This is a genomic window from Asticcacaulis sp., assembly GCA_024707255.1.
Taxonomy (GTDB): Bacteria; Pseudomonadota; Alphaproteobacteria; order Caulobacterales; family Caulobacteraceae; genus Asticcacaulis.
Window position 1 is genome coordinate 1,576,778 of the sequence record JANQAC010000002.1, and the last position, 21,365, is coordinate 1,598,142.

22 protein-coding genes, 1 tRNA gene and 2 pseudogenes are annotated in these 21,365 nt (G+C 60.1%); 9 read left to right on the forward strand and 16 right to left on the reverse strand.

All coding sequences use genetic code 11. The features are described 5' to 3' along the window. Window positions 1-100: 100 nt before the first annotated feature. From tatC to NVV72_18830, 8 genes and pseudogenes are all read right to left on the reverse strand, one after another. Window positions 101-916 carry a twin-arginine translocase subunit TatC gene (gene tatC, locus NVV72_18795; protein ID MCR6661262.1) on the reverse strand — a complete coding sequence of 272 codons (816 nt, stop codon included), beginning with the start codon at window positions 914-916 and terminating at the stop codon, window positions 101-103. A 229-nt stretch (window positions 917-1,145) separates the two neighbouring features. After that, complete coding sequence (gene tatB, locus NVV72_18800) at window positions 1,146-1,526, reverse strand: Sec-independent protein translocase protein TatB (protein ID MCR6661263.1); 381 nt, start codon at window positions 1,524-1,526, stop codon at window positions 1,146-1,148. Window positions 1,527-1,563: 37 nt separating this feature from the next. Beyond that, window positions 1,564-1,746 (reverse strand): twin-arginine translocase TatA/TatE family subunit, encoded by a 183-nt coding sequence (locus NVV72_18805; protein ID MCR6661264.1) that lies wholly within the window; start codon window positions 1,744-1,746, stop codon window positions 1,564-1,566. 150 nt (window positions 1,747-1,896) lie between these two features. Next, window positions 1,897-2,538: an SMC-Scp complex subunit ScpB gene (gene scpB / locus NVV72_18810; GenBank protein ID MCR6661265.1), complete on the reverse strand. Its 642-nt coding sequence runs from the start codon at window positions 2,536-2,538 to the stop codon at window positions 1,897-1,899. Further along, window positions 2,535-3,395, reverse strand: a complete 861-nt coding sequence (locus NVV72_18815) for a segregation/condensation protein A (GenBank protein MCR6661266.1) — start codon at window positions 3,393-3,395, stop codon at window positions 2,535-2,537. Before NVV72_18815 ends, scpB begins: the two co-directional genes overlap by 4 nt. Then, window positions 3,392-4,448 (reverse strand): annotated as a pseudogene (gene nagZ / locus NVV72_18820) (beta-N-acetylhexosaminidase). Before nagZ ends, NVV72_18815 begins: the two are co-directional and overlap by 4 nt. Window positions 4,449-4,452: 4 nt before the next feature. Continuing rightward, window positions 4,453-4,947, reverse strand: a complete 495-nt coding sequence (locus tag NVV72_18825; protein MCR6661267.1) for an SPOR domain-containing protein — start codon at window positions 4,945-4,947, stop codon at window positions 4,453-4,455. Further along, the gene (locus NVV72_18830) at window positions 4,877-5,278 is read right to left on the reverse strand and encodes a hypothetical protein (GenBank protein MCR6661268.1); all 402 of its coding nucleotides are present in this window, start codon (window positions 5,276-5,278) and stop codon (window positions 4,877-4,879) included. The genes NVV72_18825 and NVV72_18830 overlap by 71 nt, the downstream gene beginning before the upstream one ends. A gap of 235 nt (window positions 5,279-5,513) precedes the next feature. Between NVV72_18830 and NVV72_18835 the strand changes: the two genes are divergently transcribed. Next, a complete protein-coding gene (locus NVV72_18835; protein ID MCR6661269.1) occupies window positions 5,514-5,774 on the forward strand; it encodes an N-acetyltransferase in 261 nt (86 codons plus the stop codon). Here NVV72_18835 and NVV72_18840 read toward each other — a convergent pair. After that, window positions 5,771-6,964, reverse strand: a complete 1,194-nt coding sequence (locus NVV72_18840; protein ID MCR6661270.1) for a GAF domain-containing sensor histidine kinase — start codon at window positions 6,962-6,964, stop codon at window positions 5,771-5,773. The two genes, NVV72_18835 and NVV72_18840, sit on opposite strands and share 4 nt — an antisense overlap. A gap of 89 nt (window positions 6,965-7,053) precedes the next feature. Continuing rightward, window positions 7,054-7,617: a TetR/AcrR family transcriptional regulator gene (locus NVV72_18845; protein ID MCR6661271.1), complete on the reverse strand. Its 564-nt coding sequence runs from the start codon at window positions 7,615-7,617 to the stop codon at window positions 7,054-7,056. A 67-nt stretch (window positions 7,618-7,684) separates the two neighbouring features. On the opposite strand from NVV72_18845, the gene NVV72_18850 reads away from it, so the two are divergent. After that, complete coding sequence (locus tag NVV72_18850) at window positions 7,685-8,953, forward strand: MFS transporter (GenBank protein MCR6661272.1); 1,269 nt, start codon at window positions 7,685-7,687, stop codon at window positions 8,951-8,953. Here NVV72_18850 and NVV72_18855 read toward each other — a convergent pair. Together NVV72_18855 and NVV72_18860 are read right to left on the reverse strand one after the other, a co-directional pair. Then, window positions 8,950-10,611, reverse strand: coding sequence for a pilus assembly protein TadG-related protein (locus tag NVV72_18855; protein ID MCR6661273.1), 1,662 nt, complete (start codon window positions 10,609-10,611; stop codon window positions 8,950-8,952). The genes NVV72_18850 and NVV72_18855 overlap by 4 nt on opposite strands. Before the next feature lie 16 nt (window positions 10,612-10,627). Then, window positions 10,628-11,053, reverse strand: coding sequence for a pilus assembly protein (locus tag NVV72_18860; protein ID MCR6661274.1), 426 nt, complete (start codon window positions 11,051-11,053; stop codon window positions 10,628-10,630). A gap of 201 nt (window positions 11,054-11,254) precedes the next feature. Between NVV72_18860 and NVV72_18865 the strand changes: the two genes are divergently transcribed. Beyond that, on the forward strand, window positions 11,255-11,515 hold the full coding sequence (locus NVV72_18865; protein MCR6661275.1) for a hypothetical protein: 261 nt from the start codon (window positions 11,255-11,257) through the stop codon (window positions 11,513-11,515). Between the two features lie 70 nt (window positions 11,516-11,585). On the opposite strand, the gene NVV72_18870 is transcribed toward NVV72_18865, so the two are convergent. Then, window positions 11,586-11,661: transfer RNA gene (locus NVV72_18870), tRNA-Ile, on the reverse strand. Window positions 11,662-11,826: 165 nt separating this feature from the next. On the opposite strand from NVV72_18870, the gene NVV72_18875 reads away from it, so the two are divergent. From NVV72_18875 to NVV72_18885, 3 genes are all read left to right on the forward strand, one after another. After that, window positions 11,827-12,582 carry an SIMPL domain-containing protein gene (locus NVV72_18875; GenBank protein MCR6661276.1) on the forward strand — a complete coding sequence of 252 codons (756 nt, stop codon included), beginning with the start codon at window positions 11,827-11,829 and terminating at the stop codon, window positions 12,580-12,582. A 307-nt stretch (window positions 12,583-12,889) separates the two neighbouring features. Next, a complete protein-coding gene (locus NVV72_18880) occupies window positions 12,890-13,522 on the forward strand; it encodes a TIGR02466 family protein (protein ID MCR6661277.1) in 633 nt (210 codons plus the stop codon). After that, entirely contained in the window at window positions 13,515-14,546 is a 1,032-nt protein-coding gene (locus NVV72_18885) for an oxidoreductase (protein MCR6661278.1), read from the forward strand. Before NVV72_18880 ends, NVV72_18885 begins: the two co-directional genes overlap by 8 nt. Window positions 14,547-14,626: 80 nt before the next feature. On the opposite strand, the gene NVV72_18890 is transcribed toward NVV72_18885, so the two are convergent. Continuing rightward, a complete protein-coding gene (locus NVV72_18890; protein MCR6661279.1) occupies window positions 14,627-15,250 on the reverse strand; it encodes a DUF1134 domain-containing protein in 624 nt (207 codons plus the stop codon). A 386-nt stretch (window positions 15,251-15,636) separates the two neighbouring features. Here NVV72_18890 and NVV72_18895 point away from each other — a divergent pair, with 386 nt between their 5' ends. Further along, a complete protein-coding gene (locus tag NVV72_18895; protein ID MCR6661280.1) occupies window positions 15,637-15,825 on the forward strand; it encodes a hypothetical protein in 189 nt (62 codons plus the stop codon). Between the two features lie 16 nt (window positions 15,826-15,841). Here NVV72_18895 and NVV72_18900 read toward each other — a convergent pair whose 3' ends face one another. Continuing rightward, window positions 15,842-17,473, reverse strand: coding sequence for a M28 family metallopeptidase (locus tag NVV72_18900; GenBank protein ID MCR6661281.1), 1,632 nt, complete (start codon window positions 17,471-17,473; stop codon window positions 15,842-15,844). 163 nt (window positions 17,474-17,636) lie between these two features. Here NVV72_18900 and NVV72_18905 point away from each other — a divergent pair, with 163 nt between their 5' ends. Then, window positions 17,637-18,890, forward strand: coding sequence for an SGNH/GDSL hydrolase family protein (locus NVV72_18905; GenBank protein MCR6661282.1), 1,254 nt, complete (start codon window positions 17,637-17,639; stop codon window positions 18,888-18,890). Here the strand turns inward: NVV72_18905 and NVV72_18910 are convergent. Continuing rightward, window positions 18,887-19,333, reverse strand: a complete 447-nt coding sequence (locus tag NVV72_18910) for an energy transducer TonB (protein MCR6661283.1) — start codon at window positions 19,331-19,333, stop codon at window positions 18,887-18,889. The genes NVV72_18905 and NVV72_18910 overlap by 4 nt on opposite strands. Before the next feature lie 175 nt (window positions 19,334-19,508). On the opposite strand from NVV72_18910, the pseudogene lepA reads away from it, so the two are divergent. Then, a pseudogene (gene lepA, locus NVV72_18915) lies at window positions 19,509-21,327 on the forward strand (translation elongation factor 4). Window positions 21,328-21,365: the final 38 nt, after the last annotated feature.

Sequence of the window (21,365 nt, forward strand, 5' to 3'; positions counted from 1 at the left end):
TGCAAGGGAGGAGAAGTAGGTCGTCTTATACGATTTGGATTGTATCAGGCAAGCCCATAGACCGCGCCACACACGCTGTCGAGTTACGGGTCAAGGGGCATTATGCCCCTTGTGGCTTGCCTTTTCTTAACTCGATGACCTTTACGCACAGGATCGAGATTTCGTAGAGCAGCACGATCGGGATGGCCAGCATACATTGCGAGATCGGATCAGGCGGCGTCACTACGGCGGCCACCACCACGATGCCAAGAATGGCATAACGGCGCAGCGAGCCGAGCATCTTCGATGTCACCAGCCCGGTGAGGCCCAGCAGGGTCAGTACCACCGGCAACTGGAAGCAGAGACCGAAGGCGATCATCAAGGTTTCGATCAGTTGCAGATATTCCGACACTTTCGGCATGAACTGCACGACCACGCCGCCGGAGCCGGTCACCTGCTGGTTCAGCGAGAACCACAGCACCATCGGCAGCATGAGGAAATAGACCATCGCCATGCCGAGGATGAACAACACGGGCGCCGCCACCAGGAACGGCAGGAAGGCCATGCGTTCGCGCCGGTAAAGGCCGGGCGCCACAAAGCGATAGACCTGAAAAGCCAGGACCGGGAAGCTGACAATGACGCCGCCGAACATGGCCAGGCGCAGATTGGTGAAAAAGACCTCCATCGGCGCCGTGGCGATCAGCGGGATATCCTTGACATTGCCGATGGCCTTCAGGCCCAGCAGCACGGAAATCAGGTCGAAAGGCCCGCCGTGGCCGTGCAACTTCTGCTCCTCATAGAGTGAGGACGCCACCGCCAGCGGATGGGTCAGCAGCGAGAGAATGGTATTGTGGAAGGCATAGCAGAAGATCACGCAGGCCAGGAAGGCCACCACCATGATGATGATACGCGTGCGCAGTTCGATCAGGTGATCCATCAAAGGCGCGCGCGATGCCTCGATATCCAGTTCGTCCGGATCAGCGGTAATGATGTTGCGCTTGGACTTGTCTTCTACCTCAGCCGGCAGGTTTAACTCTTCGCTGCTCATGTAGCGCTCTTTTTTCGTGCGGGTGCGCTTGACGGGCGTGACAGTCGGCTCAGGCACAGGCTCAGCAGCGGCTTTTGGCTTGCGGACACGCTTGGGTTTGGCCGGCACTTCGGTCTTCTCAACCGGCGGCAGGCCGTCCAGTTGCGGATCTCGACGGTTCATCCGCCGTCTCTGGCGTATAGGTGGCCGGCTTATATTCTGGCGTTGGCGCCGTCAGGCTGGAGCTGATGTCGCTTTCCAGCGCCTTCATCTGGTGGCCGACATCCTCAAGCCCCAGTTTCCCGGCCCTGAGCGCATCGACTTCCTTGCGCAGGTCGTCGAGTTCGCTTTGCCGTGCCATGTCCTCGAATGAGGTGCGGAATTCATCCGCCATGCGCCGCATCTTGCCGACGAATCGGCCAAGCTGGCGCAGCAGTTTCGGCAGGTCTTTCGGACCGACGACAACCAGCGCCACGACAGCAATAAGAATGAGCTCACCGCCCCCGACACCGGGCACCATGTGAAAGACTTTCTCTTAGGAATTCAGACAGATGCGATCAGGCTTTCGGCTCATCGTCCTTCTTGGACTTCACATCGTCTTCATCGTCCTTCAGGCCGTTCTTGAACGCCTTGATGCCCTTGGCGGCATCGCCCATCAGGCCCGACAGCTTGCCGCCGCCAAACAGGACCAGGACCACCAGACCGATGATCAACCAGTGCCAGATGCTGAAACTACCCATACTCTAATCTCCTTTGCGAGCCCGCCCACCTATCAGATGGGGGGCCGCCCCTTCAAATGTCAGTCCGTCAGGACCAATTTACGCTCTTATAGGCGCGTTTTAACCTGTCTTGGAAGTGTTTTTGCGCAAAATCATTCCTTCTCGAAGAAATTATTCCTTCTCGAAGAAGTCCTGTGCAAACTCCGTTTCTTCCATCTCTTCCAGAAGCAGCGGATCTTCGGCTGTCTGTCCGCTGGAAGGATCGGGCACCATGAAATCCGCCGGCACATTGATGTCAAGCAGACCGGCAGCGCGCATTTCGGCTGCCCCCGGCAGATCAGCCAGCGACGGCAGTGAAAACTGCTCCAGGAAGGCGTCGGTCGTGCCATAGGTGACCGGCCGGCCGGGTGTACGCCGGCGCCCGCGCAGCTTGATCAGGTTCATTTCGTGCAGCACGTCGAGCGTGCCACGCGACAGGCCAACTCCGCGCACGGATTCGATCTCGGCGCGCGTCACCGGCTGGTGGTAGGCGATAATGGCCAGCGTCTCCAGCGCCGCCTTGGACAGTCGGCGCGGTTCCTCGCGCTCCTCGACCATCAGGTAGCCGAGATCGGCGGCGGTACGGAACTGCCAGCGGTCATTGATGATTTCCAGCGACACCCCGCGACCGGCATAACGCGCGCGCAAGGCGGCCAGCGCCTTGCCGACATCGGCGCCTTCCGGCAGGCGATAGGCAATTTCCGAGGCCGACAGCGGGCCATCGGCGGCGAACAAAAGCGCCTCGATGGCGCGCTCGACGGTTTCCGGCGTCATGTCTTGTCTCCCATGATCGCTTGTCTTTTGCGCATATAAAGCGTTTCAAAGGTCGCCAGTTGCTGAAGCTGCAAATGGCCTTCCTTGGCCAGTTCCAGAGAGGCGGAAAGGGTTGACGCCACATAGGAGACCCGCCGCGGCCCATCGCTGCGCACCGGCTGCGGCGCCACATCATCGAGCGCCGTCCAGTTCGTCAATTTCGGCAGTTGCGCCCGCAGATTATCGCGGGCGTCTTCCAGCGAATAGGCTTCGATGCGGCGGGTCGGATCATAATGGCGCTCGATCTCGCGGCGGCGCTGGGTGACATAGGCACTCATCAGGTCGAAGACATTGGCCTCGATGCGCGACGATGGAATGATCAGCCGCGCCTCAGGATCGCCGCGCGCAAAGACATCGCGCTTGAGCTGCGGCCGCGAGGTCAGAGCCTCCACCGCCTTGCGCATGGCTTCCAGTTTTTGCAGGCGATAGGCCAGGGACAGGGCCAGTTCTTCCGGCGCCGGTTCGTTGGTCTGCTTGCGTTCGGCCTGCGGCAGAAGCAGGCGCGATTTCAGGTAGGCCAGCCACGACGCCATGACGAGATAATCGGCCGCCAGGGCGAAGCGCAGGCGGCGGGCCTCCTGGATGAAGGCGAGATACTGCTCGGCCAGGCGGGTGATCGAAATCTTCAGCAGGTCAACCTTCTGCTGGCGGGCCAGGGCCAGCAGGACATGCAGCGGCCCTTCATAGCCATCGAGTTCGAGGATAAGCGCCTCGTCATTGGCGATTTCCTCGGCAACCTCCGGCCCTGGCCCCTCAAAGTCGAGACGCCTTTGCAGGACATCGTGTTCCAGTCCTTTCGGCGTGGTATCACGGCTCATGATGGCATGGCCTCGGTCGGATCAGATTTGGCGCCAGCATCCTGGCCGCGCGCCATCACCCCATCGAAACGGGCGCGCGCGTCGACCACATCGATCGGTTCCGGCATTTTCAGCAGACGTTTGATGGCGGCTTTCGCGCGGCGCAACCCCTCGCCCTTCAGTCTGGGCGTCACATGCGCCACCGACTTCATCTCGGCCATCTGACCGCTGCAATGCAGGATCACATCAACGCCCGCGCGCAAGGCGGCCTTTGCGCGCTTTTCCAGAGTGCCGGAAAGGGCATTCATGGACAGGTCATCAGTGATCAAAAGACCATCGAAACCAATGACATCGCGGACAATCTTCAGGCACTTTCTTGAGGTCGTCGCCGGATTGCGCTTGTCGATGGTGCGATAAAGCACATGGGCCGTCATGGCGATCGGCATGTCGGCATTGACCTGGAAGGGATAGAAGTCGACCTTCAGCAATTCATCGAGTTTCGCATCGACGCGCGGCAGATCGGTATGCGAATCAGCTCCGGCCCGTCCGTGGCCGGGAACGTGCTTGATCACCGGCAAAATGCCACCAGCGAGGAAACCTTCGCAAGCCGCGCGCCCCATGACCGCGACGGCCTGCGGCGTCATCCCGTAAGCGCGATCACCGACAATTTCATGAGCGCCAGGCTGCGGCACATCGAGCACCGGCGCGCAATCGACATTGATGCCCAGTTCCGCCAGGTCATGCGCCATCAGGCGCGCGCCGAGGCGCACCATTTCGCGTTCTTCGGAAGGATCATTGGTCACTTCGGCAAAACGCGAAGCCGGCGGATAGTCCGGCCAGTGCGGCGGCCGCAGGCGGCGCACCCGCCCCCTCCTGGTCGATAAGGATCAGGGCGTCATGCGCCACCAGCTTCTTCAGCGAAGTCACCAGCGCCTTTACCTGAGCCGGCGTTTCGATATTGCGGCGAAACAGGATAAAGCCGAGCGGCTGGAGATCGCTGAAAAAGCGTTGTTCCTCGGGCGTCAGTTCGGTGCCCGCAAGTCCCAATATACACGCGGCGATACCCTTGCCCACGGCCCTACTTCACGATGCAGTCGTGGCCCGACGCCTTGAGCGCCGAACAGAAGGATTTCGCCTTGTCCGCGCTCAGGCCGGTAAAGGCCGTGCGATAGAAGGTGCCGTTGGGCGTGGTGACCTTTTCAATCCGCTTGCTGGCACCGCCGACAAACAGGCCGTAGGAAGACGCCACCTTGGCATATTCGGCATTGGCGATGTCGGTCGAGGTATAGGCGCCGATCTGGACGGAGGCCGAACCACTCGCCGCCGGTTTGGCGGCGGCAACGGGCGCCGTCACCGGCTTGGCGGCGACAGGCGCGGCCGGCTTGGCGGCAGCCGGTGAAGATGCGGACGCACTGGCGCCGGGCACCGGCGTGGCGTCGATCCGGGCGGGGGCCGCGCTGCTGGTTATGGCGCTGGTGCTTGATTGCGACGGCAGCGGCCCTTCAATCGGCGCGGCCGGCAGAGGCGCGATATCGACCGTCGAGGCGCTGGCTGCCGGCCGCGCGCCGGGCACTTCCGCACCAGGCGCGAAGGTGGCGATGCCGGATTCTGCTCAGGTCCTGGTCGCTCAGCGGCTTGGCGTCCTGAACCTGGCCTTCCTTGATATCCCCAAGGGAATCACCGACTTCCGGAGCAATATTGCCATGCTTGTTAAGGGTGCCGGAATTATAGAGGATGACCACGACAAGCAGCAGAACGACCAGGCAGATGCCGCTGATGATCAGCGTGATCGGCGCCTTGTCACGCGAAGCCGGCGTCCGGCGCGATTCGTAGCTCAGATTGTCCTCGGTGGGGGGCGAATAGGTGCCGCGATCCCCGAAATCTCCGCGATCCTTATCTGACATGGTGAAAATCCCCATAGGTCCGGCGATTGCACACCGGAAAAACACAATAATAGGTCCGATTCCTTACGGGAGTCGTGTGGAATCGGGCGCGAAGATACAGACTAGCCAGCAATTTTGACAGCCCTGTGGCCAAAAATGTCCGGTCCGCCCTCGGATCACACCTCGCAGGCAATACCATCGCCATATTGCGCCCTTACCGGCTCACGTCTATCTCTTACGCATAAGGAGACTGATCATGGACCAGGCCATAACTGACAATATCGGCGAAAGCCGCTTCGAGCTGAATATCGACGGTCAGATTGCCCATGCTGATTACCGGATATCGGGCGAGACGCTCTATATCGATTATGTCGAGGCCCCGCCGGCCTTGCGTGGCACTGACGCCGCCGGCCGGCTGATGGAAGGCATCATGACGGCCGCGGCCGAAAAAGGCTATGCGGTCGAACCGGTCTGCGGCTATGCCGCCGCCTGGATGCGCCGGCATCGCAAGCTTTAGGCGGGTATTTTCAGGACAAAACGGGTCTCTTCCGGCGTGGAGGTCGCCGTCAGTTCGCCGCCATGGGCACGGGCGATTTCTGACGCGATGTAGAGGCCGAGCCCCATGCCCTGCTGCATAGACTGGCCGTGCCCGCGCACGAAGGGCTGGAATAGGCGCGTCATAATATCCGCCGGTATCTGCTGTCCGCTGTTGGCGACCTGGAGTTCGAGCTTCCCCTCTCTGCTTCCGGCGCTGACGCGCACCGGCTCATCCGCCGCCCCATAGGTCAGGGCATTTCCCAACAGATTGGAAAAGAGCTGCGCGATACGGCTGCCATCGCAATCGACCGGCGAACGCAAATCGTAATCCACGGAGATCACCCGTTCGGGCCAGCTTGTGCGCAACTCGCTGATGACCTGGTCAAGAACGGACTCAAGCCGTATATCCTGACGAATATCGAGCGCAATTCCAGTCCCCATGCGGCCGCGGGCAAAATCGAGCACATTCTCGATCAATTCAGTCATGCGCGAGGTACAGGTCTGCATCATGGCTACAAGACGGGCGCCACGTTCATCGAGGGGCATTTTCTCAAGCAAGGTCACCCCGGACATGATGGCGCCAAGGGGATTGCGCAGGTCATGCCCCAGCACGGCGATGAACTGCTCGCGTAACTCGGCGGTCTTCTGCGCTTCGGCCAGTTCGGATTGCGCGGCCGCCATGTGGTAATGTGTGTCAAGGTGATGGGCGATCAGTTCGGCGTACAACTCGAACATGCCGATGATTTCCGGCATATTGACCCTGGCCGGCCGGCTGTCGATGGCGCAGAGCGTGCCGAAGAAACGGCCGTCCGGCAATATGATCGGCACGGAGATATAGCTTTTCAGCCCGTAGATCGCGGGGGTGTGATGCGTGGCATTGTGCGGATCGTCTGCGGCATCATCAAAGGCGATCACTTTCAGGCTCTGGCGAATTTCGTGGCAGAGCGTGGTTTCAACCTTCAGTTCCCCGCCGGGTTTCAGGCCAAAACCGATATTATCCCGCACCCCGCAGGCCACCCAGCGTTCCGGCGTGACACGCGCCACGGCCGCAAATCCCATGCCGGTCGTACGGCAGACCAGGTCGAGTATTCGCGGCACGGCCGCAATGCCGGCAACGGCGTCGATATCCGTCTGAAAATCGCTTTTTCTTGTGATATCCAGCGTGTCCATAAACGATGTTGGTCACACATGACACGACAAGGCAAATGCTGATTTCGCCTGATACGGGTGACTATCCAATATGCGCGGCGAAAAAAATTTTAGCCGAAATGCGCAGAAATTGTTGCCTTGACGGTCGTCAGTATCTCATCCGAAAGCGACTCATCACTGACGGCGCGCGCCAGGACCATGGCGCCGACCAAGGTCGATAACAGGGTGATCGCTTTTTGACGCCCCTCACCGGCTTCGGTCAAAACCGCCAGGGCGTCCAGATAGTTCGCCGTCCCTTCGCTGAAGACCCGCCGCACGGGCTCAGCCTGACGAGCCACATCGGCGGCCAATGACGGAAACAGACACGCCTGGCCTGGCTCATCCCGGTTTTTCGTCGACAGATAGCGCGTGACATAGGCGTCAAGCTCCGCCCTGCGATCGCCCTTCGCCGTCTTCAGGCGTCCCGCCTGGCGTTCAAGGGACGCCGCACAGGCTTGCGCCACCAGGTCTTCCTTGGAGTCGAAATAGGTATAGAATCCGCCATGTGACAATCCGGCGGCCTGCATGACATCGGCTACCTTGACGCCGTCAAAGCCATGCCTGCGAAACCCCTCGGAGGCCGCCGCCAGCAGTTTCTCCCGATTGGCCTCGACATTTGCTTTTGATGTTTTCATGCCTTGACTATACATGATCATTATCATAAATGCAATCATGACAGTCATCATGTAAAATGAGTCCGCCATGATTTCGACCATCCTCGCCGCCCGTCTGAAGCGCCACAATATCCACTATGGCTGGGTGATGGCGGGCGTCACCTTCCTGGTCATGCTCACCACCGCCTGCGCGTTGGGCGCGCCGGGCGTGCTGATGCCGCCTCTAGAAAAGGAATTTGGCTGGAGCACGGCGGAAATTTCCGGCGCGCTCGCTTTACGGCTGATCCTCTTCGGCGCCATCGCCCCTTTCGCGGCGGCGCTGATGCTAAAATTTGGCCTGAAGAAGGTGGTGTCGCTGGCGCTTGCCCTGATCGTCAGCGGGCTTGGCCTCTCCATGCTGATGACTGAGATGTGGCAACTCGTCCTCTTCTGGGGCATTTTTGTTGGCATCGGTTCCGGCATGACCGCCATCGTTCTGGGCGCCACGGTCGCCACGCGCTGGTTCACCCACCGCCGCGGGCTGGTCATTGGTCTGCTGACTGCCAGTTCGGCCACCGGCCAACTGGCTTTCCTACCGCTGGTCGCCAGGATGTCGGAAAGCTATGGCTGGCGCGCCGCCCTGATGCTGGTGGTCGGGCTGCTCGGCGTGGCCCTGGTCGCCGTGCTGTGCCTGTTGCGCGACCTGCCGACCGATCTCGGCCTCCTGCCCTATGGCGAAACCGAAGCCGTGCCGACGCCGCCGGCCAGTCAGTTATCGCCGATTGCCATGCTGGGGGAAGCCGCCAGAACACGCACCTTCTGGATCCTATTCGCCAGTTTCCTCGTCTGCGGTGCCTCGACCAACGGCCTGATCCAGACCCATTTCGTCTCCCTGTGCGGCGATTACGGCATGGCGGCGGTCACGGCCGCCAGCGTTCTGGCCATGATGGGCATATTCGACTTCATCGGCACCATCGGTTCCGGCTGGCTGTCCGACCGCTTCGATTTGCGCTGGCTTTTGTTCTGGTATTACGGCCTGCGCGGGCTTTCGCTGCTCTATCTGCCACACACTGATTTCACCTTCGGCGGCCTGTCGCTTTTCGCCGTCTTCTACGGCCTCGACTGGATCGCCACCGTGCCGCCGACCCTGAAACTGACGGCGGAAAAGTTCGGCCGTGAAAAGGCCGGCGTTGTTTTCGGCTGGATCTTCGCTGGCCACCAGTTGGGCGCGGCCGCCATCGCCTTCACCGCCGGCTATATCCGCACGACCTATGAAACCTATATTCCGGCCTTCCTGATCGCCGGCAGCCTGTGCCTGTTCGCCGCCTTTTTCGTACTGCTGATCATGCGGCCCAAACCCGTGACCGCTACAGCCTAAATCACCAAGGCGGCGCCTGAACAGCGCAGGCCATTGACCTGGGCATCGACCTCACCCAGCCCGATACCCAGTTGATCGAGCAAGGCATTGATCACCGGATCAAGCACCGGCCCAAGGCCAGCAATCAGATTGCCAAGGCTTTTGGTCACCACATCCAGGCCGATGCCCAGCCCCAGCACATTGGCCGTCAACTGAGTCTGGCCCGCCAGGGACGAGCCGATGCTGGTCACGACGTCGTTGGTACGTACAGTCTTCACGGTCTGGTTGCTGATATCGGCGGCGCTGAAGGTGGCAGCCTGCCATGTCGTCCCGCCGACCATAATCTGCGATTGGGCCGTAACCCCGCCGACCAGCGGGATCGTCACCAGTTGCGCCGGTGAAATGGTCAGCGTTTTCCTGAAGTTGTTCAGGTCAGCCGGATTGATCGTGCCGATGGCGGCCTGACCGATGCCGGGGCTTAAGGCCAGAGTGACACTGTTCAGTGTCTTGTTGGCATTGCAGGAAATACTCGACAACTTGCCCTGGGCCGAAGCGAGTTCGATAAACAGCGGTACATGGACCAGACTGACGCCCGACAATCCGGGCACCAGAGAGGCATCCAGATAAAGCCTTGCCTGCGCCGTGCGGATAATCGGTTCGCCAGTGCGGGTCACGGTCAGCCAGGCGGAATGATTGGGCCGCTCACCGATCGCCATCCAGACCTTCAGGCCCGCCAGCCCCGGCACCTGCGCGCCCAGATCAAGCTGGACCTGCCGGTCCTGGTTGGCCAGTGACAGAATAGCCTTGGCCAGGGTCAGGCTGTCGACGTTGATCGCGGCGTCGGCCCCGCCGACAATCCGGTCCTGCTCGCCATAGGCGCCGATATCGACCAGATCGCTCAGCTTGATCTTTGTCGATTTGATCGGACTATTGGCCAGTATTTTCAGCGGCGTCCTGGCATTCGCGTCCGCCTCATCGGCCAGCAGGGTCAGGGCGTCGCCGACCGTGATGTCGCTGGCCAGGGACTGATCAAAAGTGGCCGCCGTCAGGTTGGCGCGGGTATGCATGGCCTGGACATAATTCAGCAGGTCGATCTTCGCGCCGGCCAGGTTGTTGTAATCCATGACAGTCAGATTGACCGTGCTGCCGGTCAGGCCGCTCAGGAGCGCATTGGCCACACCGCCATTAACCGAGGCCAGCCGCGTGCCGATGCTGAAAGCCGCCAGCCTGACCGAAGAGGCGGTCGCCGTGCGGGTGATGTGCGCCGTATTCTGGCCCAGCATCCGCCCGAAAAACAGGCTGGCATCCGCGCTTAAGGTCACCTGCGCCGCATTGGCGTCGGCCACCGGCGTAACCTTGAAACGCGCGGAGGGTGTCTTGCTGACACTGGCGTCGTAAAAGCCGGTCTGCGTCGTCGCCGTGAGGGTGTCTCCGTGCGCATTGGCCAGCACCACCGCCTGGGCCGCACTTTGAGCTGTGGCCAGATTCGCCGCCGCTGACATCGCCGCCAGGTCGGCCGTACCCTGCAATTCGCGGCTTTTGACATAGACATAGCCCATATCGACGGCAAAAGCTGCCAGCGCCACTGTAATAATCATCAGCCCTGCCCCCATGATCAGGACGGACCCGCGCTTGTCGCGCTGGAAGCGAGCCAGGAAATGAACATGAAATGATTTCACGGCACCCTCCCGAAATTTAGTAGCCGCCGCGAACGATGGACGCTGAGCGTATTATTGTGTCCGGCATTCCCGGCGGCAGGGGAAAAAGCTCGAATGTGCCGCCGTCTGGCTTATAAGTCAGGGTCACGGTCACAACCTGCGTGCCTTCCGTAATGGAGAGGGCTGCCGTGCCTTTTGACAGGAAGGCGTACTTGTCAGCCTCGCTGTCCATGACGCCTTGCGCCAGCTCGAGCCGTTCGGCGGCCGTATTGCCGGCAATGGCCGTGCGCGCGGCGTCATTGACCATCTGCTGCACGCCATGCGCAGTCGAAAAATAACTGCCATAGTCCACAATCCCGGCCAGCATCAGAATGAACAGCGGGCTGATCAGCGCGAACTCAACCGCTGATGCGCCCGTTATATCCGAGCCTACGGCGCGAAATAAAAAGGCCCTGCGAAACATGTGTCACCATTCAAGGACGAGATAACCGCAATAGCAACTTAGGATTGCATATTTAAGTTTCTCAATTCCTAATGGTTCAAATAACGCTGTGGAGAGCGATATTCATCCTGACGGCAGCCTTATGAACCACAGGCCATATCCCTACAGTCTCCTTGCAACCGGATGAATTAGCTTCTCTCCAGAAAGCAATGGAGATACCCAATGGCCACCCCTTCCCAATCTTCAGGCAATAACGGCCTGGTCGTCATTATAGCCGTCGCTGTCATCGCCATTCTGGCGGTCGGCGCCATCTTTCTGATGCAGGATCACCGTTCCGGCAGCGAACGGGTCGGTGATGCCATCGAGGCCGCGCCGCACGGGCTTGACAAGGCAGCGGACAAGCTCGGCGATCAGGCGCCGGCGGATAATGTTGAGCGCAATATCGACAAGGCCGGTGACAAGGTGGAAAAGGCTGTCAACTGATCAGGATAAAAGAGTGGCCGGGCGATTATTCGCCGGCCATTTTTCATATCCGGCTTCATGTCTGGTGGATTGGTAGGCCCGGAGGGACTCGAACCCCCAACCAGACCGTTATGAGCGGTCGGCTCTAACCATTGAGCTACAGGCCCCCAAATATGAAGGGAGGCCGTGCTAACATGCACGCCGTCAGATTTAAAGGCTATTTTTGAACGGTCGGGCCTGTTCAGCCCACATTCATGCGCGATCGCTCATCATGGACATACCGTAAAGCCAATCCCAAGGCTTGCGGCACTCAAACAAGAAAGACTATCCACATGCCCGCCATCAAATCCGCCCTGCTGAAATCCTTTGCTTTAGGTGCCCTGAGCGCCGGCCTGGTTGCCGCCCCCCTGATGGCCCCAAATGCAGCCTTGGCCCAGACCACGCAACCCGTTCTGGTCATGCCGGCGCAGAGCACCCTGTCCCTCAGCGCCAATGGCGAGGTCAGTGCTGCGCCCGACATGGCCACCATCAATTTCGCCGTGGTGACGCAAGGGTCGACCGCATCCGACGCCATGAAAGCCAATAATGTCCGCATGAACGCGGTCATGGCGTCTCTAAAGAGCGCCGGCATCGCGGCCAAGGACATTCAGACGTCGAGCCTAAATCTCAACCCGCAATATGACTATACCGATGGTCAGGCGCCGAAGCTGACCGGTTACCAGGCACAAAACCAGATCACTGTCCGCGTCAACGATCTGAACCAGACCGGTCCGGTGATCGATGCTGTTATCAAGGCGGGCATCAACCAGGTCAATGCCATCAATTTCGGCCTGAAGAACGATGAAGCCATGACCGACCAGGCCCGCCAGGCCGCAGTCGCCACCCTGCTGAAGCGCGCCAACCTCTATGCGGCCGCCACCGGCATGAAGGTCAAGCGCATCATCTCGATCGAAGAAGGCGGCCCGGTCTATAACCAGCCGCAGCCGATGATGTTCGCCCGCGCCAAGGCGGCCGATTCTTCGACGCCGGTGTCTTCCGGTGAACTGCAACTGAGCGTCAACGTCTCGGCGACGTTTGAACTGGAATAGCCTCTCCTCCCCTGCCTTGAAGCCTGTCCTGCCAAAAGCGCGACAGGCTTTTTTTTGTGCATGAAATTCAATCAATGCGATAAAGCAGGTGACGTAAAATTAAGACTTTATTAACCTGCGCGCATGTTTGGAAAACGCGCCCCTTCATATGCGATTGCAAAAGTCGCCCCCGCCCTGCCCGTTTGGCTGGCTGTGGACAGCGTGTTCAATCCGGTAAATGTCGGTATTTTCCTGGCGGCCTTGCTTTTCGGCATGAACGCCTGAACAACCGGCTTGCCCTGCCCGCCTTGCGGGATTAGGACAGGCCATGACCAAGACAGCGCCTGCAACCCTTTCGCCATTGTTCGTGACCGAGCTTTACCGCGCCGACCTGATCGCGCAGCCGGGCTTTGACGACTTTCTCGCCGAACTGGACGACACCTGCCGCGCCATCGCCGACGAGGATGAAGCCGGCCAGACCTGGTCGCAGCAGAAGGGCTATCTCGGCTATACCTCCTATGCTTCGCTCAACGACCTGCCGGCGCGGGCCAGTGTCTTCGCCGACCTGAAGGCTATGCTCGATACCCATGTCGCCGCCTTCGCGGAAAAGCTCGATTTCGACCTGCACGGTCAGAAACTGAAACTGAATTCCCTGTGGATCAATATCCTGGAGCCGATGGGCCATCATTCCAGTCACATCCACCCGCACAGCGTCATTTCCGGCACCTTCTATGTCTCCATCCCGGAAGGCGCCAGCGCGCTGCGTCTCGAAGATCCGCGCCTCGGCTTCATGATGAATGCCCCTTTGCGCAAGGCCAATGGCCGGCCGGAGCACCAGACCTTCGTCAATGTCACACCCCAGGCCGGCACGGTGCTGCTGTGGGAAAGCTGGCTGCGTCATGAGGTGCCGATCAATCTCAGCGATGATGTACGCATTTCGGTGAGTTTCAATTATGGCTAGTGTGAAAACCGCTCTCGTTGGTTACGGCTACGCCGGCAAGACCATCCATGCCCCGTTGATCCGAGCCGCAAAAGGCCTGGAACTGACCACCATCGTATCCTCGCGTCCGGCCGATGTGTTAGCCGACCTGCCCGGCATAACCGTGGCGCCGGATCTCACCACCGCCCTCGCCGATCCGTCGATCGAACTGGTCGTCATCGCCACGCCGAATGAAATTCACGCCTCCATGGCACATGAAGCGCTGGATGCGGGCAAGCATGTGGTCATCGACAAGCCGTTTGCTCTCAGCGTGGCGGAAGGTGAATCCGTGCTGGCCCATGCCGAACGCGTCGGCAAAACGGTCTCTGTCTTTCATTGCCGCCGCTGGGACAGCAATTATCTGACCCTGCAAGCCCTGCGCCCTCGCCTAGGCGATCTCTATCAGGTGATTTTGCGTTATGATCGCCTGCGTCCCGTGGTGCGCAATCGCTGGCGGGAACGCGCCGGTCCCGGCTCCGGCATCTGGTTCGATCTGGGCTCGCATCTCGCGGATCAGTCGATAAGCCTCTTCGGCTGGCCGGAATGGATATCGGCCGATATCGCCGGCCAGCGCCCCGGCGCACAAACTGATGACTATTTCCACGCCATCCTGGGCTATGGTCCGCTGCGCGTGATCCTGCATTCGTCGATGATGACCACCATTCCCGGTCCGGCGCTTGAGGTCCAGGGCGCGCAGGGCGCCTTCGTCAAGTTCGGCATGGATACGCAGGAAGAGATGCTGAAAGCCGGCCGCATACCTGGCGATATCGGCTGGGGTGTTGATCCGGTCATGGGCATTTTCACGCCGGTGGCCGGTGAAATCGCCGGTCAGTCACAGGAAGTCACCGCCACACCCGGCAATTACCTCGCCTATTACGAAGCTATTGCGAAAACCATACGTGAAAACGCGCCCAATCCAGTGACCGGAGAGGACGCGCTCAAGGTGATGAAACTGCTGGAACTGGGCTTTGTCAGTGCGCGTGAAGGGCGCAGAGTTATGACTTAGCCATCCAAATCTCCTGAGATTTGGCAAGGCAAGCGCCCGCCCGAGCGGATGCGAAGCAAGTCCGCGCGGCGTTTGAGCGCCTATAAAGGCAGCACTCTCCGCTTCTTCGAAAAGCTCATATAGCCGACATTGGCGCCGAGGCGGAAACCGACGCCGGCGCGGATCGGCGCCAGCACGATGCCTTCGGCGCGCTGGTAGGTGATGCCGAGGCCGCCGATGAAATAGGCCGAGCCTTCGACGCCGGGAAAGCGGCGATACATGAAGATCGGCTCGCGCAGGTTATAGACCAGGGTGAAGACGCGCGAGGCATTGGCGCCGGTATCGAACCCGATCGAAGGCCCCTGCCAGTACATGTGGGTCGGCTCTGCCACGTCCTTCATGAACAGATTGCCCTTGCCGTAGCGCACGCCGATACCCACGGCACCGGAAGCTTCGGTGCCGGCGATATAGGCGGTCGGATGATCGCCGTAATCGGCGAATATCTTTTCGAGTGCGCCGCCCAGGGCTTCGACCGTCACGCCCAGGAAATCGGAACCGGCGGTCAGGATTTCATCACGGGTATAGTAGCGATATTCCTTTTCCTCGGCAGGCTGGTTCTTCTCGGTCGGATAGGTTTGCGCCAGACTCAGGCGCGGGGCCAGGCCGGCGATCACGGGCGTGGCGGCGGCGGCCACGCCAGCCAGAAGAAACGAACGACGTTCCATGGGCGAAAACTCCTAAACTTGATCGATGGGATCTATCGCCGACAAGGTTAACAGATGATTTACTAACATCCCCTTACGCGCGCATTCCCCGGTTACGTGCAGGGTGCCTGTGGCATGTGTCCTGAATAGGGCTTAACTTGCCGCGACTTCGCCGCATTTCTTAATGCAAACCCTCATCAGATGTTATAGTCTCAGCCCATCCGTAGTTTGCCATATGGGGGTTCCGGTGACATCAGTCGGCGCTTTTTTTTACCTACCGCCAGGGCGTCAATATAGCGATACTGGCCAACTATGTCCTGCTCGCCATCCTGATTGTCATTCATTCCGTCACCGCTCCGTGTGAGCCCCCGGCGGCACGCCTGATCGTCATTCTGCTGTGGCTGCTGGTGCTTCTGGTCATCGCCTATGTATGGGTGACCTGCCGTGAGCGGTTGTGGTGGATGCTGCCGCAGATGCTGGCCCTGGCCCTGGCCATCATGTCCCTTGCGACAATGACCATTTACCAGTCCCAGGGCAGTGGCGACATTTGTCTCTACGATCCCAACCCGATCAAGTTTGAGCTGCGGAAAAAATAGACACGGGACTTCAGGCTCATTTGCGCTCGGTGTCAGTGACGTCGCGCGCCCCCTTGAATTCGGACGTATCGCGCCAGACCGGCCACTGGTGCGAATTGGCCAGGGTCTCGCCGATTTGATAGTAAAGCGTGGCGTCTTCGACCAGCCCGCTTAAATCCCAGCCTGCCGACCATTCATCGCCCGGCTGATGGTAACGGTGGTCGGTATAGTCCTTTGACAGTGCCTCCCCCGCCGCCTTGCCGCCTTTGACCATGTCGTCACCCGAATACGCCACCAGCATCGGCACGCCACGCTTGACCAGCGGGAAGTGATCCGAGCGGAAGAATCCGCCGGCTTCAGGACGCGGATCAGGCGTGATGGTGCGGTTCTGCTTGCCACCATAGAGCGCCACCATGTCATCAAGCGACGATTGGCCAACGCCTTCGACCACGATATCCTTTGTCGCGCCATTGACATTGAGCGCGTCCATATTGATGCCGGCCACCGTCTTCGCCAGCGGATAGACCGGATTGCTCGCATAATATTCCGACCCCAGAAGCCCGCTTTCCTCGGCGGTAAAGGCGATCATGACGATTGAGCGTTCCGGCTTTTCCGCTTTTCCAAACGCCCGTGCCAGTTCCAGCAGGGTGGCGCTGCCTGTGCCGTTATCGACCGCACCATTGCAAATTTTGTCAGCCGCCTGAGGGGCGCAGATGCCGAGATGATCCCAATGGCCAGTATAGAGTACGGTCTCGTCGGGATATTTGGTGCCTGGCAGGCGGGCGATGATGTTGTGCGTGGTGATCTCGCTGGCCGCCACCTTGTAACCGCCGCTCAACGTCACATTCAACGCCACCGGCTGGAAGTCCTTCGAGCGCGCCCTGATCCGCAGGTCAGCCAGATCGAGCCCCGCCCCCTTGAAAAGCGCCTCCGCCGTTTCATGCGTCATCCACGATTCCAGTTTCGGACTGGCGGCCGACGGATCGGGCCGGACGATATCGAACTGCGGGCCCGACCAGGAATTGCGCACCGTATCCCAGCCATAGGAGGCCGCGTCAGCGTCATGGATGATGATAACGCCGGCGGCGCCGCGACGGGCGGCTTCCTCGTACTTGTAGGTCCAGCGGCCGTAATAGGTCATGGCCTTGCCGCCAAAGGTCATCAGTTTTGGTTCGACGAAGTCCGGATCATTGATCAGTTCGACCAGGATCTTGCCTTTGACGTCAACACCTTTGAAATCATCCCAGCCGCGTTCCGGCGCGGTGACACCATAGCCGACGAAGACCAGGGGCGCCTTGTCGAAGCTGACATCGCCCAAAGCCCCGCGCGTCGAAGCGGTGATGTCTGCGCCCTGCTTCAAATCCATGCTGTGACCGTCGGCAAAATTGAACGCCAGTATCGGATCGCTGACCACGAACTGGCGCAGGTGGACCGCCTGTGTCCACCCGCCGTTTTCTCCGCCCGGCTGGAAGCCGGCGGCGGCAAAGCCGTTCGACATATAGTCAATCACCTTCTGCTCGGCCGGCGTGGTAATGCCGCGCCCCTCGAACGCATCGGAAGACAGCACCTTGATGTCATCGGAGATGCGCGCGGCGGTGATATCCTGCGCCTGGGCGGCGCCCGCCAGTGAGAACAGCGCCACAGAGGCCATAAGGATGGATTTCAACATAACGCATCTCCCAGATTGGTTTCTATTGATGCTAGTTTGCCATGAACAGGAGTCAAGCCTGTGCTGGCGGTTGATATGTGTTTATGCGCTTGCCCCTTACGGCAAACCCGGTCATAAAAGTCATTGATAGCGCTAACAATTATAATATCATTGGGAGAATGAGATGGCCCCGTTTGGATTGACGCGCCGCAGCCTGTTTGCCGCGACTTTGGCTTTGGTTCTGCCCCTCGGCTTCATCGGTCCGGCCCATGCCAAACCAGCTCAGTCACCGTGGGTGACGGTCTGGTCCACCGCGCAGATGACACCGGGCGCCGACAGCGCCCTCTCCCCGGCCGACGCGACTGACGCCACCCTGCGCCAGACGATCCGGGTCGCCAAGGGCGGCAATATGATCCGCCTGCGCCTCTCCAATGCCATGGGCACCGAACCACTGTCCCTGCGCAATGTCCATGTCGCGCGGACGACAATAGCCGGAGCCTCCACCATCGATCCGGCCACGGATCATCCGGTTACGTTTGGCGGTTTGAGCGACATCGTCATTCCCGCCGGCGCGGACTATATTTCCGATCCGATCTCAATGACCGTGGCCGATCAGTCTGTCCTTGCCATCAGTTTTCATATGCCGGCAGGACTGCCCCAACAACAGACCGGCCATCCTGGGTCGCGCACCACCTCCTGGATCGTTCACGGCGACCATGTCAGCGATGCCGAGCTGCCGGAAGCGAAGAAGTTCGATCACTGGTTCACCATAGCCGGCCTCGATATTGAAAACGGATCGGCCAGGGCCGCCGTGGTGGCCTTCGGCGATTCGATCACAGATGGTTACGGCATCAAGCCGAACAGCGACAGCCGCTGGCCGGATTTTCTCGGCCGTCGCCTGAAGGACAAACAAATTTCGGTACTCAATGCCGGCATCGGCGGCAATCGCCTCCTGCTCGATGGCCTGGGGCCGAATGCCTCGGCGCGTTTCGACCGCGATGTGCTCAGCCAGAGCGGCGTCAGATATGTGATCGTGCTGGAAGGCGTGAACGATCTTGGCATGTTGACGCGCGACGCGCCCGTAACGCAAGCGGCGCATGACGACCTGGTTGCCCGCCTCAAGGCGGCTTATTTGCAGATGATCACCAAGGCCCACAGCCACGGTCTGAAGATCTACGGCGGCACAATCACGCCCTTCATGGGTATGGATTATTACCACCCCGACGCCCTGAACGAGGCCGACCGCCAGGCCGTCAACACCTGGATACGGACATCCGGCGCCTTTGACGCGGTGATCGATTTCGATGCCGCCCTGCGCGATCCGGCACAGCCCTACCGTCTGTCACCGGCTTATGACAGTGGTGACCACCTGCATCCGTCATCCGCCGGCTACAAGGCCATGGCGGAAGCGGTGGATTTGAAACTGTTTGAAAATTAACGGCTGCCCGCCAGTTGCTGGGCGGCCTGTCCGCCCGGCAGCTTCCAGTTGGTGCTGAAGCGCAGCCAGTCACCGGCATGATGTCCGGGCTGGCTGATATCGGTCTGCGCCCATTTCAGGACCGTCACCGCCAGCCCTTCTCCCAGGCCGTAACCCGGACGGCTTTCGGCGGCGACCACGCATTGCGTCAGGCCGCCGTCGTCGCCGATCTGGCAATCGACCTGGGCCTGACCTTCAATGGCGCTGACTTTCGCTACGCGCGGATATTCCCCGGCCTGGCTGAGATCGCCATCGCGCGTATAAAGACGGGTTCCATCGGGAATAACTGGCGCGGCTGTCGGCGCGCAGTGAACACCGCCACCGGTCGCGGTGGCATCCTGCGCAAAGGTTTGCGTGGCAGTCAGGACACTCAGGACGGATAAGCAAAAAACAGTCGTTTTCATAAGCCCACACTCACAAGGATTTCCGTCAGTAAGCCACTGGACGACATAAGGGGACAATTAGGGGATTCCCGCAATCCCTAAATTTGAAATAGGTGGTTAAGAGCGCTTCGACCGCATTGAGGCACAAACGCCCAGCCCCTTCCCTATTGCGACGCGTCATGCTATCCGCACCCGCATGAGCCCAAAGAACCAAACAGACCTTTCCAAGATCCGCAATTTTTCCATCGTCGCCCATATCGACCACGGCAAATCGACCCTTTCCGACCGCCTGATCCAGTTCACCGGCGGCCTCACCGCGCGCGAGATGAAGGAACAGGTGCTCGACAACATGGATATCGAGCGCGAACGCGGCATCACCATCAAGGCCCAGACCGTCCGCCTCAACTACAAGGCCCACGACGGCGAAACCTATGTGCTGAACCTGATGGACACGCCGGGCCATGTCGACTTCGCCTACGAAGTGTCGCGCTCGCTGGCCGCCTGCGAAGGCTCGATCCTGGTGGTGGACGCTTCGCAGGGCGTCGAAGCCCAGACCCTGGCTAATGTCTACCAGGCCATCGACAACAATCACGAGATTGTGCCGGTCCTCAACAAGATCGACCTGCCGGCCGCCGAGCCGGAACGCATTCGCGCCCAGATCGAGGACGTCATCGGCATCGACGCCTCGGATGCCGTCCTGTGTTCGGCCAAGTCCGGCCTCGGCATCGAGGATGTGCTGGAAGCCGTCGTCACCCGCCTGCCCGCCCCGAAAGGCGACGAGAACGAACCGCTGAAGGCCCTGCTGGTCGATGCGTGGTACGATCCCTATCTCGGCGTCGTCGTCCTGGTGCGCGTGTTCAACGGCCGCATGAAGCCCGGCCAGATGGTCAAATTGATGAATGCCGGCGCCACCTACAAGATCGACAAGCTCGGCGTCTTCAGCCCGAAAGCCACAGACGTAGAGAGCCTCGGTCCCGGTGAGATCGGTTTCTTCACCGGCCAGATCAAGGAAGTGTCCGACGCCGCCGTCGGCGACACCATTACCGACGAGCGCAAGCCGACCGCCCCAGGCCATGACGGGCTTCAAGGAAGTCCAGCCGGTCGTCTTCTGCGGCATTTTCCCGGTCGATGCCGCCGATTTCGAAGACCTGCGCTCGGCCATGGGCAAGCTGCGCCTAAACGACGCCAGCTTCTCGTTTGAGATGGAAACCTCGGCCGCGCTCGGCTTCGGCTTCCGCTGCGGGTTCCTCGGTCTGCTCCATCTCGAAATCATCCAGGAGCGTCTCAGCCGCGAGTTCAATCTCGACCTGATCGCCACCGCGCCATCGGTCGTCTATAAGATCTACATGAATGATGGTGAGGTCATCGACCTGCATAATCCGGCCGACATGCCCGACCCGGTCAAGACCGACCATATCGAGGAACCGTGGATCAAGGCGACCATCTTCTGCCCGGACGATTATCTCGGCGCCATTATCAAGCTCTGCCAGGATCGCCGCGGTGAACAGGTCGATCTTTCTTACGTCGGCACCCGCGCCATGGTGGTCTATAACCTGCCGCTCAACGAAGTGGTTTTCGATTTCTATGACCGCCTGAAATCGGTCTCCAAGGGCTATGCCTCGTTCGACTACAATATCGAAGGCTACCGCGAAGGCGACCTGGTCAAGATGTCGATCCTGGTCAACTCCGAGCCGGTCGATGCCCTGTCCATGCTGGTCCACCGCGATCGCGCCGAAATGCGTGGGCGCGGCATGTGTGAGAAGATGCGCGAACTGATCCCGCAACACCTCTTCGTGATCCCCATCCAGGCGGCGATCGGCGGCCGGATCATCGCCCGCGAAACCGTGCGCGCCCTGCGTAAGGACGTGACGGCCAAGTGTTATGGCGGCGACGCCACACGGAAGAAGAAGCTTCTCGAAAAGCAGAAAGAAGGCAAGAAGAAGATGCGGCAGTTCGGCAAGGTCGAAATCCCGCAGGAAGCCTTCATTGCTGCGCTTAAGATGGACAATGACTGACCTGGGGCACGGCCCCTGGACCCGGAATATTATCGTTT

Coding starts and splice junctions, on each gene's coding strand:
- tatC (MCR6661262.1), bottom strand. CDS start 916: ATGGATCACCTGATCGAACTGCGCACGCGTATCATCATCATGGTGGTG.
- tatB (MCR6661263.1), bottom strand. CDS start 1,526: ATGGTGCCCGGTGTCGGGGGCGGTGAGCTCATTCTTATTGCTGTCGTG.
- NVV72_18805 (MCR6661264.1), bottom strand. CDS start 1,746: ATGGGTAGTTTCAGCATCTGGCACTGGTTGATCATCGGTCTGGTGGTC.
- scpB (MCR6661265.1), bottom strand. CDS start 2,538: ATGACGCCGGAAACCGTCGAGCGCGCCATCGAGGCGCTTTTGTTCGCC.
- NVV72_18815 (MCR6661266.1), bottom strand. CDS start 3,395: ATGAGCCGTGATACCACGCCGAAAGGACTGGAACACGATGTCCTGCAA.
- NVV72_18830 (MCR6661268.1), bottom strand. CDS start 5,278: ATGTCAGATAAGGATCGCGGAGATTTCGGGGATCGCGGCACCTATTCG.
- NVV72_18835 (MCR6661269.1), top strand. CDS start 5,514: ATGGACCAGGCCATAACTGACAATATCGGCGAAAGCCGCTTCGAGCTG.
- NVV72_18840 (MCR6661270.1), bottom strand. CDS start 6,964: ATGGACACGCTGGATATCACAAGAAAAAGCGATTTTCAGACGGATATC.
- NVV72_18845 (MCR6661271.1), bottom strand. CDS start 7,617: ATGAAAACATCAAAAGCAAATGTCGAGGCCAATCGGGAGAAACTGCTG.
- NVV72_18850 (MCR6661272.1), top strand. CDS start 7,685: ATGATTTCGACCATCCTCGCCGCCCGTCTGAAGCGCCACAATATCCAC.
- NVV72_18860 (MCR6661274.1), bottom strand. CDS start 11,053: ATGTTTCGCAGGGCCTTTTTATTTCGCGCCGTAGGCTCGGATATAACG.
- NVV72_18865 (MCR6661275.1), top strand. CDS start 11,255: ATGGCCACCCCTTCCCAATCTTCAGGCAATAACGGCCTGGTCGTCATT.
- NVV72_18875 (MCR6661276.1), top strand. CDS start 11,827: ATGCCCGCCATCAAATCCGCCCTGCTGAAATCCTTTGCTTTAGGTGCC.
- NVV72_18880 (MCR6661277.1), top strand. CDS start 12,890: ATGACCAAGACAGCGCCTGCAACCCTTTCGCCATTGTTCGTGACCGAG.
- NVV72_18885 (MCR6661278.1), top strand. CDS start 13,515: ATGGCTAGTGTGAAAACCGCTCTCGTTGGTTACGGCTACGCCGGCAAG.
- NVV72_18890 (MCR6661279.1), bottom strand. CDS start 15,250: ATGGAACGTCGTTCGTTTCTTCTGGCTGGCGTGGCCGCCGCCGCCACG.
- NVV72_18900 (MCR6661281.1), bottom strand. CDS start 17,473: ATGTTGAAATCCATCCTTATGGCCTCTGTGGCGCTGTTCTCACTGGCG.
- NVV72_18905 (MCR6661282.1), top strand. CDS start 17,637: ATGGCCCCGTTTGGATTGACGCGCCGCAGCCTGTTTGCCGCGACTTTG.
- NVV72_18910 (MCR6661283.1), bottom strand. CDS start 19,333: ATGAAAACGACTGTTTTTTGCTTATCCGTCCTGAGTGTCCTGACTGCC.